Here is an 11866-nt window from a genome sequence, read left to right as displayed (position 1 = left end):
ATCGGTTCGTGCCTGTTCTTTTCTTTATCGAGTCTGAAGCATGAATCAGAACGCTGAATATTCCGCGGTCAACGACACTGTGCGCGGGCAGTTTTTTCGCCGTGTCTGGCAGATGGTCACGCCGTACTGGCGCAGTGAGGAGAAGGGCAAGGCCTGGACGCTGCTGATCGCGGTGATCGCGCTATCGCTGATCAGCGTGGGGATCTCGGTGTGGTTCAACACCTGGTACAAAGACTTCTACAACGCCTTGCAACAGAAGGATGAAGCGTCGTTCTGGCGGCTGATCCTGTATTTCTGCGCAATTGCCGCGGTGGCGATTATCGGTGCGGTGTACCGGCTCTACCTGACCCAGATGTTGACCATCCGCTGGCGGGCCTGGCTCACCGAGAAGCACTTTGCCCGCTGGCTCGGCGACAAGAACTACTACCAGCTGGAGCAGGGCGGTTACACCGATAACCCGGACCAGCGGATTTCCGAAGACCTCAACAACTTCACTTCCAATACCCTGGGGCTGGGACTGGGGCTGATCCGCAATGTCGTCAGCCTGGTGTCGTTCTCGATCATCCTGTGGGGCGTGTCGGGCAGCATTGAAGTGCTTGGCTTTACCATTCCCGGCTACATGTTCTGGTGCGTGGTGGTCTATGCGGCGGTTGGTAGCTGGCTGACGCATTTGATCGGTCGCCGCTTGATCGGTCTGAACAACCAGCAACAACGCTTCGAAGCCGACCTGCGTTTTTCCATGGTTCGGGTTCGTGAAAACGCCGAGAGTATCGCCCTGTACAACGGCGAGCCGAACGAACAGCAGCGTTTGAGCACACGGTTCGGCAAGGTCTGGCACAACTTCTGGGACATCATGAAAGTGTCCAAGCGCCTGACCTTCTTCACTTCCGGTTACAGCCAGATCGCGATCATCTTCCCGTTCATGGTTGCCGCACCGCGCTACTTCGCCGGCAAGATCGAACTCGGTGAACTGATGCAGATCAGCTCGGCTTTCGGCAACGTCCAGGAGAGCTTCAGCTGGTTCATCAGCGCGTACTCGGAACTCGCCTCATGGCGTGCTACCTGCGACCGTTTGCTGAGTTTCCATCAGGCCATGAGTGAAAACGAAGAGCGTCAGCCGGCCATTGATGTGCAGCATCAGGGCGATGAGTTGAAGGTGCAGCATGTGGGCCTCGACCTCGCTGACGGTCGTCATTTGCTGACCAATGCCGACATGACCGTGGAGCAAGGTGACCGACTGATGCTCAGTGGCCGTTCCGGCAGTGGTAAAAGTACCTTGCTACGGGCGATGGGTGGGCTCTGGCCGGCGGGGCACGGCAGTATTCGCTTGCCAGCTGCACGCTACCTGTTCCTGCCGCAAAAGCCGTACCTGCCGATTGGCAGCCTGCGTGAAGCCCTGAGTTATCCACAGTCCGGCGACACCTATCCGCATGAGCGCTATGTGCAGGTGCTGGAGGCGTGCCGATTGCCGCATCTGGTACCGCGTCTCGACGAAGCCAATCACTGGCAACGCCTGTTGTCGCCGGGCGAGCAGCAACGTCTGGCCTTTGCCCGTGCGTTGCTCTACGCCCCGCAGTGGCTGTATATGGACGAAGCGACCTCGGCGATGGACGAAGAAGATGAGGCGTCGCTGTATCAGGCACTGATCGATCACTTGCCAGGCCTGAGCATCGTCAGCGTCGGCCATCGCAGCAGCCTGAAACGTTTCCATCCACGGCATGTACGCATCGACAGTGGCCATCTGCTGGAGCAGACGGTCACCGCGTAGGCGCTTCCCCTGTCGTAGGAGCTGCCGCAGGCTGCGATCTTTTGATCTGATTTTTTAAAGGCAAAAGATCGCAGGCTACGCCAGCTCCTACGTCGGATGTGTTGTCGCTCGACAGTGATCGTACAACCGCGCTGCGCTATGATGCGTGCTCAACCGCTTGTCTGAGACTGATGTTCACCATGGAAAACCCGATCGACGCCCCTCGTCTTCCCCGCAAGCGCCGCAGCCTCGCGCAGGAACTGGTCACGGTGCTGTCCGAGCAGATTCGCGATGGCATGCTCAAGCGGGGCGACAAGTTGCCCACCGAGTCGGCGATCATGGAAGCCCATGGCGTCAGCCGCACCGTCGTGCGTGAAGCGATATCGCGTTTGCAGGCGGCGGGGCAGGTTGAGACCCGTCATGGCATCGGCACGTTTGTACTCGACACCCCGAGCCCAAGCGGCTTTCGCATCGATCCGGCCACCGTGGTGACCTTGCGTGATGTGCTGGCGATTCTGGAGTTGCGCATCAGTCTGGAAGTGGAGTCCGCTGGCTTGGCCGCGCAACGCCGCAGCCCCGAGCAGTTGGCCTTGATGCGTGCCGCGCTGGATGCCTTGAACGAAAGCGCAGCCCACGCAGGCGATGCGGTGGTATCGGACTTCCAGTTCCATTTGCAGATTGCGCTGGCCACCGGCAACCGCTATTTCACCGATATCATGACCCACCTGGGCACGAGCATTATTCCGCGTACCCGGCTCAATTCTGCGCGGCTGGCCCACGATGACCAGCAGCACTACATGAATCGTCTGGCTCGCGAGCACGAAGAAATCTATGAGGCGATTGCCCGCCAGGATTCGGATGCGGCTCGTGCGGCCATGCGCCTGCACCTGACCAACAGCCGCGAACGACTGCGCCATGCTCATGAAGAGGCAGAGGCGCAGCGTTGATAGAGGGGCTGATCGGGTGAGCGCTTAGTCTTCGATACGAAGCACTACGGGTTCCGAACACGGAGTCAAGCTGGACTCATCCGAGAACTTGTAACGTAGTTCGATGGTGCTGTTCTTGTATTTTTCCAGCTCTGCTTCAGGCACTTCCAGTTCAACGCCCGTTACTTTTATCAGGTCGTCGCAGGCGTCGTCGTAGACTCCGGTGGGTTCTTCAGGGCCGGCCCAGTCAGGGGATTCATAATCCGCTCCGAGGATCAGATAAACGCCCCAATTTGCGGGGATTTCGTCTGAGTCAGGAATCTGGACTTTCAGGGCGCCACTCAGGCTCGATAACGTGACCGTCGTTTCCTTTGCAGGTGTGCTGACAGGGAATTGGGTCAGCATCGGGATCGAAAAACTCATGATAAGTCATCACTCCATGTGAAGCCGTCCGTGACCATTCAGGGGCGGCGACACACTGTAGAGTGCTCTTTCATGACGTACTGGAAACGATCATGACCAAGCATTACAAGACTGCGGCGCAGTGGTGCTGGGCTTAACCGGTCTTGAGGATCGAACGATCCACCCTCACCGCCAGTTTTCCGGTTACGGGCCTGGTATCAAACGCCACACGGCCCTTGTCATCCACAGTCGCCCGAGCAACCGGTACGCCGTTGGCCAGCAACTCCAGCGGTGCTCCGTTGAGGGATTGGCCCGAGGCCAGTTCGAGTGTCAGGTTGATAGTCATCAGTGATTTCCTTATCAGGCGTTGCGGTCAATGAACGTGGTGGTGTGGGCGTCGATCGAGCCGATCAGCTCCGGCGAGCCACCACGGAACTGGCGGAAGAGGTTGCGTGAGGCACCGTTGCCCGGAACGTTCAGCGTCGGCTGGAAGCGATCGCTCAGTTCGGCGTAATTCGACCAAGGGCCGATGTAGGACTCGTTCAAGCCGTGGCTGTAGCTGAAGGCGTAACGCACGGCATTGCCAGGTAACCAGTTGGGTTCGCCGGGTGTTTGACTCTGCCATCCATCGGCCTGGATCGTCGGGGCGACGGTGGGGGATTGCAGATAGCCGGCCGGTTTGTTCGGGGTGTAATCCTTGAGCAGCAGGTAGGTGCTCCAACCCCACCAGTTGTCGATCCGGTTAGTGTCGTTAAGGTTGTTGACGTCGCTGCGGCGCAGCACCTTGTTGCCGTCCAGAACAAATAACCCGGAGAAGTTACCCAGCGGTTTTTTCACGGCGTTAAGGTCTGGCAGGTACTTCAGCGCGACGTAGCTGGAAGGGGTGGGCATAACGCCGCTGAGGAAGGTGTCGAAGACTTCATCGGCCGAGCGCTGTACCGCGAGTTTGACCTGTCTGCGGTTGGCGCTGTCGACCGAGTCGAAGTAGCGTTTGTCGCCGTAGGCATGCCATTGATCGCCGTTGGCGTTGTTCACGTTGAGGCCGTATTTGCTGTCTTCGTCGTGCATGAAGCGGGTGATCAACGAACCCAGGTCACTCGGCGTCACCACCGCCGCCAGTTGTTTACGCGGAATCCGCAGATGCCCGGCAGAGAACAGGTCGGTCAGGTAGTGATCGGCAAAGGCGTTCATCGCGTAGGCCAGTTCCAGCTGTTTGTCATCGCCACTGTTACGTGCCAGAACGGCCTGTTGCAGGGCAGCAGTGTGTCCGGCGATATACGCCAGCAGCGCCCATTCGCCGAAGTGGTCGGTGTTGTTCGCCGCCAGTTTCAGATAACGCCCCAGGGGAAACAGTGCCGAGACGAAACTGCCACCGCCAGTGATCTTGTTCCACTCTTCGGACAACGTATCACCCAGGGCGTCGTAGGCCTCGTGGGGTTGCTTGCCGTCCTTGATCGCTTGGTTGGCGGCGACGATTTCCTTCTGCATCACGCCGAGAATCAGCCCGGCTTCTGCTCGCGACGCTGGCAATACGGCCAGCGAGTTGAACGCGTTGGTAAAGCGCTGGATGCGATCAACCGGGGTCGCGCCGTCGCAGATCGGCTGGTCGGGAATGCCGTAGAAATCACCGCCTAACGAAACGATTTGGCCGTAGGTCAGCGCCAAGCCATTGGGCAGGTGCAAGGGCACTTGCCAGGCCGCAATTGCCGGTGCGTCTTTGACGAAACGCAGCAGGGTGGCATCGCCGATGGCGGTGTGTTCTCCGCCTTCGAAGCGCAGTGAAGGCTGGGTTTTCAGCGATTGTCCAGTCAGACCGGGTGTGTGATGTTTGGGGCCTTGATGGCTGTGAATCATCAGTGTCAGATGATTACCGTCACCGGAAATGGCAATGCCACGTTCGGTAAACAGCTGATCCAGATCGGCAATGATTCGATCTTCGTGTTTGAGGTTTTCCTGCGATTGGGTGTGTAAACCTGACATTTCTGGCTCCTTGATATGTCGTAGGTTGGATCTTGAATAACTGTATGTATATACAGTTGTTGTCGAGCATAGCTGGAAATTTTCCTACGTCAAGGAAGTGGTTTTTCTGATTCGGATTTTCCATCTGACGATGAAATGCAGTTGACGGTTGTATTTTAAGTTGTACGATGACTTACAACTTCGGCGAGAGCTGAACGGGTTTTCTCATCACAACGTGCGTCCAGGGTGTTCGAATAATGAATCCACAAGAACTGAAGTCCATCCTCTCCTCCGGTTTGCTGTCCTTCCCGGTTACCGATTTCAATGCTCAGGGCGATTTCCATCGCTCGGGCTATATCAAGCGTCTCGAATGGCTGGCCCCGTATGGCGCTTCGGCGTTGTTCGCCGCGGGCGGCACCGGTGAGTTCTTCTCCCTGGCGGCCAGCGAATATTCGGAAATCATCAAGACTGCGGTCGACACCTGCGCCAGCAGCGTGCCGATCCTTGCCGGAGTCGGCGGTTCCACGCGTCAGGCCATCGAGTACGCTCAGGAAGCCGAGCGTCTGGGCGCCAAAGGCCTGTTGCTGCTGCCGCATTACCTGACCGAAGCCAGCCAGGACGGCGTTGCCGCCCATGTTGAGGCGGTGTGCAAGTCGGTGAAGATCGGCGTGGTGGTTTATAACCGCAATGTCTGCCGCCTGACCGCGCCGTTGCTGGAACGCCTGGCCGAGCGCTGCCCGAACCTGATCGGCTACAAGGATGGCCTGGGCGATATCGAATTGATGGTGTCGATCCGTCGCCGCCTTGGTGATCGCTTCAGCTACCTCGGCGGCCTGCCGACCGCAGAGGTTTATGCCGCCGCCTACAAGGCGTTGGGTGTGCCGGTTTACTCCTCGGCGGTGTTCAACTTCCTGCCGAAAATGGCGATGGATTTCTACCACGCCATCGCTCGCGACGATCACGCTACCGTTGGCAAACTGATCGATGACTTCTTCCTGCCTTACCTGGATATCCGTAACCGCAAGTCGGGTTACGCGGTGAGCATCGTCAAGGCGGGCGCGAAAATCGCCGGCTACGATGCCGGTCCAGTACGTACCCCGCTGACGGACTTGACGCCAGAAGAGTTCGAAATGCTCGCGGCGTTGATGGATAAGCAGGGCGCGCAATAACCCGCTGAATCAACCAGGGCCGCTGAGCCATCGGCGGCCTTTTGTGTAAGGACTTCTGTTAAGGGGAAAGTGCTGTGGCAGACGTAAAACGATTCGACAACTTCATCGGCGGCCAATGGGTCGCGGGTGCCGAGTACTCGACCAATATCAATCCGTCCGAGTTGTCCGATGTCATTGGCGAATACGCCAAGGCTGACCTGGGCCAAGTGAATGCCGCCATCGACGCCGCTCGTGCTGCATTCCCGGCCTGGTCGACCTCGGGTATTCAGGCTCGCAGCGATGCCCTGGATAAAGTCGGCAGCGAAATCCTCGCTCGTCGCGAAGAGCTGGGTACCTTGCTGGCGCGGGAGGAGGGCAAGACCCTGCCTGAGGCCATCGGCGAAGTGTCCCGCGCCGGCAACATTTTCAAGTTCTTCGCCGGTGAATGCCTGCGTCTGTCTGGCGATTACCTGCCGTCGGTGCGTCCGGGTGTCAACGTTGAAGTCACCCGCGAAGCCCTTGGCGTGGTGGGTCTGATCACTCCGTGGAACTTCCCGATTGCGATCCCGGCGTGGAAGATCGCCCCGGCCCTGGCCTATGGCAACTGCGTGGTGCTCAAACCGGCGGAACTGGTGCCCGGTTGCGCCTGGGCGCTGGCCGAGATTATCTCCCGTGCCGGTTTCCCGGCTGGGGTGTTCAACCTGGTGATGGGCAGCGGTCGAGTGATCGGCGACGCCATGGTCAACAGCCCGAAAGTCGACGGCATCAGCTTCACCGGCTCGGTGGGCGTAGGCCGGCAGATCGCGGTTAACTGTGTGTCGCGTCAGGCCAAGGTGCAGTTGGAAATGGGTGGCAAGAACCCGCAGATCATTCTCGACGACGCCGACCTCAAACACGCTGTCGAGCTGTCGGTGCAGAGTGCGTTTTATTCCACCGGTCAGCGTTGCACGGCATCGAGCCGCTTGATCGTCACTGCCGGGATTCATGACAAATTCGTCGAGGCGATGGCTGAGCGGATGAAGTCGATCAAGGTCGGGCATGCCCTGAAGAGCGACACCGACATCGGCCCGGTGGTTTCCCAGGCACAGCTGGAACAGGATTTGAAGTACATCGACATCGGCCAGTCCGAAGGTGCGCGACTGGTCAGCGGTGGTGGCTTGGTGACCTGCGACACCGAAGGCTATTACCTCGCGCCAACACTGTTTGCCGACAGTGAGGCGGCCATGCGTATCAGTCGCGAAGAGATCTTCGGCCCGGTGGCCAACATTGTCCGGGTGGCTGATTACGAGGCGGCACTGACCATGGCCAATGACACCGAATTCGGTTTGTCGGCGGGCATCGCCACCACGTCGCTGAAGTACGCCAACCACTTCAAACGCCACTCCCAGGCCGGGATGGTGATGGTTAATTTGCCGACCGCCGGCGTCGATTACCACGTGCCCTTTGGTGGCCGAAAAGGTTCATCCTATGGATCGCGGGAGCAAGGTCGCTACGCGCAGGAGTTCTACACCGTGGTGAAGACTTCCTATATCGGCTCGTAACACGCAACACCGCGGCATCCGGTTTTGCCGGATACCGCGGATACAAAAGATTCACCCGCGCATAAAAATAATCAGTGGGAGTACATCTACATGCAAGCGACCAAGCCGACCCACGTCCGCTATTTAATCCTGCTCATGCTGTTTCTGGTGACCACGATCAACTACGCCGACCGTGCCACCATCGCCATCGCGGGCTCCAGCCTGCAAAAAGACCTGGGTATCGACGCCGTCACCCTTGGCTACATCTTCTCCGCCTTCGGTTGGGCCTACGTGGCCGGTCAGATCCCCGGCGGCTGGCTGCTCGACCGCTTCGGCTCGAAAAAAGTCTATGCCCTGAGCATCTTCACCTGGTCGCTGTTCACCGTGCTGCAAGGCTATGTCGGTGAGTTCGGCGTCTCCACCGCCATCGTCGCGCTGTTCATGTTGCGCTTTCTGGTGGGCCTGGCCGAAGCGCCGTCCTTTCCTGGCAATGCGCGAATTGTCGCGGCCTGGTTCCCGACCGCCGAGCGCGGTACCGCTTCAGCGATTTTTAACTCGGCGCAATACTTCGCCACCGTGATCTTTGCACCGCTGATGGGCTGGATTGTCTACAGCTTTGGCTGGCAGCACGTGTTTATGGTGATGGGCGGGATTGGCATCGTGTTCTCGCTGGTCTGGCTGAAAGTTATCCACAGTCCGCGTCAGCATCCGATGATCAACGAGGCCGAGTTCAAGCATATTGCTGACAATGGCGGTCTGGTGGACATGGATCACGACCAGGGCAAACGCACCGACGGGCCGAAGTGGGATTACGTGCGCCAACTGCTGAGCAACCGCATGATGCTTGGCGTGTACCTGGGCCAGTACTGCATCAACGGCATCACTTATTTCTTCCTGACCTGGTTCCCGGTGTACCTGGTGCAGGAACGCGGCATGACCATTCTCAAAGCCGGTTTCATTGCCTCGCTGCCGGCAATCTGCGGGTTTATCGGTGGGGTGCTGGGCGGGATCATTTCCGACTATCTGCTGCGCAAGGGCCATTCGCTGACCTTCGCCCGCAAGGCGCCGATCATCGGTGGGCTGTTGCTGTCGACCAGTATCGTGGCCTGCAACTACGTGGACATTGAATGGATAGTCGTGGGCTTCATGGCCCTGGCGTTCTTCGGCAAAGGCGTGGGCGCATTGGGTTGGGCGGTGGTTTCCGACACCTCGCCAAAACAGATCGCCGGCTTGAGTGGCGGGCTGTTCAACATGTTCGGCAACATCGCTTCGATCACCACACCGATCGTGATTGGCTACATCATCAGTACCACCGGGTCGTTCAAATGGGCGCTGGTGTTTGTCGGCTGCAATGCACTGGTCGCGGTGTTCAGCTACCTGGTGATCGTCGGGCCGATCAAGCGCGTGGTACTCAAAGAGCCACCCGCCAATGGCTCCGAGCTGACCAACACATTGTCTCAAGCGCATTCCTGAGGAGCGGCGTCATGCAGTTGATTGAACATTCCGACTCGCCACGCTACATCCGGCTGCACGAGCGCGACAACGTGGTGATCGTGGTCAATGACCAGGGTGTACCGGCCGGCACTGAATTCCCGGACGGCTTGGTGACCGTGGAGTTCGTGCCTCAGAGCCACAAGGTGACGCTGGATAATATTCCCGAAGGCGGTCAGGTGATTCGCTACGGCCAGACCATCGGTTACGCCTTGCAGCCGATCCCGCGGGGTAGTTGGGTCAAGGAAGATCAACTGCGCATGCCCACTGCGCCACCGCTGGACAGCCTGCCGCTCTCCACCGAAGTGCCGGCCGCACAAGCGCCGCTGGAAGGCTTCACCTTCGAAGGTTATCGCAATGCCGATGGCACCGTCGGTACGCGCAACATTCTCGGGATCACTACCACGGTGCAGTGCGTCACCGGTGTGCTCGACCATGCGGTCAAGCGCATCAAGGATGAGTTGCTGCCCAAGTACCCGCACGTCGATGACGTGATCGCGTTGACTCACAGTTACGGCTGCGGCGTAGCCATTACCGCCACCGACGCCTACATCCCGATCCGCACCGTGCGCAACCTGGCGCGCAACCCGAACCTGGGCGGCGAAGCGCTGGTCATCAGTCTCGGCTGCGAGAAATTGCAGGCCGGGCAGGTGATGCACGAGAACGACCGTTCGGTGGACCTCAGCGAGCCGTGGTTGTATCGCTTGCAGGATTCCAGTCACGGTTTCAGCGAGATGATCGAACAGATCATGGCGCTGGCCGAAACCCGGCTGAAGAAACTCGACCAGCGCCGCCGCGAGACCGTGCCGGCGTCCGAGTTGATCCTCGGCATGCAGTGCGGCGGCAGCGATGCGTTTTCCGGAATCACCGCCAACCCGGCGCTGGGTTTTGCCTCGGACTTGCTGCTTCGGGCCGGGGCAACGGTGATGTTTTCCGAAGTCACTGAAGTGCGTGACGCGATCTATCTGCTGACCTCGCGGGCGGAGACCAAAGAGGTCGCGCAGGAACTGGTGCGTGAAATGGACTGGTACGACCGTTACCTGGCCAAGGGCGAAGCGGATCGCAGCGCCAACACCACGCCGGGTAACAAGAAGGGCGGGTTGTCGAACATTGTCGAAAAGTCTTTGGGCTCAATCGTCAAATCCGGCAACAGCGCGATCAACGGCGTGCTCGGCCCCGGCGAACGGTTCAAGCGCAAAGGGCTGATTTTCTGTGCAACGCCGGCCAGTGATTTTGTCTGCGGTACCTTGCAACTGGCAGCCGGGATGAACCTGCACGTGTTCACCACCGGGCGGGGCACACCTTATGGCTTGGCGATGGCGCCGGTGGTCAAGGTCTCGACCCGAACCGAATTGGCACAACGTTGGCCGGATCTGATCGACATCGATGCCGGGCGGATTGCCACGGGACGTGCATCCATCGAGGAGTTGGGCTGGGAGTTGTTTCATTTCTATCTGGACGTGGCCAGCGGCAGGAAGCAAACCTGGGCGGAGCGGCACAAGCTGCATAACGACATTACCTTGTTCAATCCGGCGCCTATCACCTGAGACCGAGTCGTCAGGGAAAAGATCGCAGCCTGCGGCAGCTCCTACAGAATGTAAGCCGACCCAATGTAGGAGCTGCCGCAGGCTGTGATCTTTTGATCTTAAAGTGTCAGCAGTGGCTTATCATTCGCCCCCTGACGACGCCCCTCAAGGTTCACCCGGCATGCTGGCAATCTTTCTCGAAACGCTGACCATCACCGCGCCAGTCTTTGCCATGTTGTTTTTGGGCGTCCTGCTCAAGCGTATCAACTGGATCAACGACGACTTTATCCACACCGCCTCGGCGCTGGTGTTCAACGTCACCATGCCGGCGCTGCTGTTTCTCGGGATCGTGCATGCCGACCTGCACGCGGCCTTGAAACCGGCGCTGCTGATCTATTTCTCGCTGGCGACGCTGGTGTGTTTCGCCATTGCCTGGGGCTGGGCGATCTGGCGTTGCCCGCGAGAGGATCGCGGGATCTATACCCAAGGCGCGTTTCGCGGCAATAACGGGGTCATTGGCCTGGCGCTGGCGGCGAGCATGTACGGCGATTACGGGATTTCTCTCGGGGCGATTCTTGCCGCGCTGGTGATCCTGTTTTACAACACGCTGTCGACCATCGTGCTGGCGGTGTACAGCCCGGTGATCAAGTCCGATCCCTGGAGCATCTGCAAAAGCGTGCTCAGTAATCCGTTGATCATCAGTGTGATATCTGCCGCGCCGTTCGCTTATTTCAAGATCGGCCTGCCCGGCTGGCTGGAGACTTCCGGCAATTACCTGGCGCAGATGACCTTGCCGCTTGCGTTGATCTGCATTGGCGGCACGCTGTCGCTCGCGGCGTTGCGCAAGAGCGGTGATCTGGCGTTGAGTTCAAGTCTGGTGAAGATGATCGGCTTGCCGATCCTGGCCACGCTGGGTGCCTGGCTCTGGGGGTTTCGCGGGGCGGAGTTGGGGATTTTGTTCCTGTACTTCGGCAGCCCGACGGCCGCCGCCAGTTTTGTCATGGCCCGGGCGGCCAATGGCAACCATGAACTGGCGGCGGCGATCATCGTCATCACCACGTTGATGGCGGCGGTGACCACCAACCTCGGGATCTTTGTGTTGCAGTGGGGCGGGTGGATCTAAGGCAAAGATCAAAAGATCGCAGCC

The 11866-nt window shown here is 59.0% G+C and carries 10 protein-coding genes; 7 read left to right on the top strand and 3 right to left on the bottom strand.

All coding sequences use genetic code 11. The features are described 5' to 3' along the window. Positions 1-40: 40 nt before the first annotated feature. Together BLL42_RS09520 and BLL42_RS09515 are read left to right on the top strand one after the other, a co-directional pair. A complete protein-coding gene (locus tag BLL42_RS09520) occupies positions 41-1768 on the top strand; it encodes an ABC transporter ATP-binding protein/permease (RefSeq protein WP_071551833.1) in 1728 nt (575 codons plus the stop codon). A gap of 179 nt (positions 1769-1947) precedes the next feature. Beyond that, entirely contained in the window at positions 1948-2694 is a 747-nt protein-coding gene (locus BLL42_RS09515) for a FadR/GntR family transcriptional regulator (RefSeq protein WP_174553329.1), read from the top strand. Between the two features lie 24 nt (positions 2695-2718). Here the strand turns inward: BLL42_RS09515 and BLL42_RS09510 are convergent, their stop codons facing one another. The 3 genes from BLL42_RS09510 to BLL42_RS09500 form a co-directional block, all read right to left on the bottom strand. Then, positions 2719-3096 carry a hypothetical protein gene (locus tag BLL42_RS09510; protein ID WP_071551831.1) on the bottom strand — a complete coding sequence of 126 codons (378 nt, stop codon included), beginning with the start codon at positions 3094-3096 and terminating at the stop codon, positions 2719-2721. Positions 3097-3229: 133 nt separating this feature from the next. Next, positions 3230-3421, bottom strand: a complete 192-nt coding sequence (locus BLL42_RS09505) for a hypothetical protein (protein WP_071551830.1) — start codon at positions 3419-3421, stop codon at positions 3230-3232. 14 nt (positions 3422-3435) lie between these two features. Further along, positions 3436-5055 (bottom strand): phospholipase, encoded by a 1620-nt coding sequence (locus BLL42_RS09500; protein ID WP_071551829.1) that lies wholly within the window; start codon positions 5053-5055, stop codon positions 3436-3438. Positions 5056-5291: 236 nt separating this feature from the next. On the opposite strand from BLL42_RS09500, the gene kdgD reads away from it, so the two are divergent. The 5 genes from kdgD to BLL42_RS09475 all read left to right on the top strand — a co-directional run bounded on the left by kdgD (position 5292) and on the right by BLL42_RS09475 (position 11842). Further along, positions 5292-6203 carry a 5-dehydro-4-deoxyglucarate dehydratase gene (kdgD, locus tag BLL42_RS09495; protein WP_071551828.1) on the top strand — a complete coding sequence of 304 codons (912 nt, stop codon included), beginning with the start codon at positions 5292-5294 and terminating at the stop codon, positions 6201-6203. A 74-nt stretch (positions 6204-6277) separates the two neighbouring features. Further along, positions 6278-7723 carry an aldehyde dehydrogenase family protein gene (locus BLL42_RS09490; RefSeq protein WP_071551827.1) on the top strand — a complete coding sequence of 482 codons (1446 nt, stop codon included), beginning with the start codon at positions 6278-6280 and terminating at the stop codon, positions 7721-7723. 24 nt (positions 7724-7747) lie between these two features. Then, positions 7748-9175 (top strand): MFS transporter, encoded by a 1428-nt coding sequence (locus BLL42_RS09485; protein ID WP_269086210.1) that lies wholly within the window; start codon positions 7748-7750, stop codon positions 9173-9175. Between the two features lie 11 nt (positions 9176-9186). Continuing rightward, positions 9187-10740 (top strand): galactarate dehydratase, encoded by a 1554-nt coding sequence (gene garD, locus BLL42_RS09480; protein WP_071551825.1) that lies wholly within the window; start codon positions 9187-9189, stop codon positions 10738-10740. 160 nt (positions 10741-10900) lie between these two features. Beyond that, on the top strand, positions 10901-11842 hold the full coding sequence (locus BLL42_RS09475; protein ID WP_071551824.1) for an AEC family transporter: 942 nt from the start codon (positions 10901-10903) through the stop codon (positions 11840-11842). The last annotated feature ends 24 nt before the right edge of the window (positions 11843-11866 follow it).

The organism is Pseudomonas frederiksbergensis, assembly GCF_001874645.1.
GTDB classification, from domain to species: domain Bacteria; phylum Pseudomonadota; class Gammaproteobacteria; order Pseudomonadales; family Pseudomonadaceae; genus Aquipseudomonas; species Aquipseudomonas frederiksbergensis_B.
Note: the sequence above shows the minus strand (reverse complement) of the source record. Positions and strands in the feature narration are given on the sequence as shown.

Coding starts and splice junctions, on each gene's coding strand:
- BLL42_RS09475 (WP_071551824.1), top strand. CDS start 10,901: ATGCTGGCAATCTTTCTCGAAACGCTGACCATCACCGCGCCAGTCTTT.
- BLL42_RS09510 (WP_071551831.1), bottom strand. CDS start 3,096: ATGAGTTTTTCGATCCCGATGCTGACCCAATTCCCTGTCAGCACACCT.
- BLL42_RS09515 (WP_174553329.1), top strand. CDS start 1,948: ATGGAAAACCCGATCGACGCCCCTCGTCTTCCCCGCAAGCGCCGCAGC.
- BLL42_RS09520 (WP_071551833.1), top strand. CDS start 41: ATGAATCAGAACGCTGAATATTCCGCGGTCAACGACACTGTGCGCGGG.
- garD (WP_071551825.1), top strand. CDS start 9,187: ATGCAGTTGATTGAACATTCCGACTCGCCACGCTACATCCGGCTGCAC.
- kdgD (WP_071551828.1), top strand. CDS start 5,292: ATGAATCCACAAGAACTGAAGTCCATCCTCTCCTCCGGTTTGCTGTCC.
- BLL42_RS09505 (WP_071551830.1), bottom strand. CDS start 3,421: ATGACTATCAACCTGACACTCGAACTGGCCTCGGGCCAATCCCTCAAC.
- BLL42_RS09500 (WP_071551829.1), bottom strand. CDS start 5,055: ATGTCAGGTTTACACACCCAATCGCAGGAAAACCTCAAACACGAAGAT.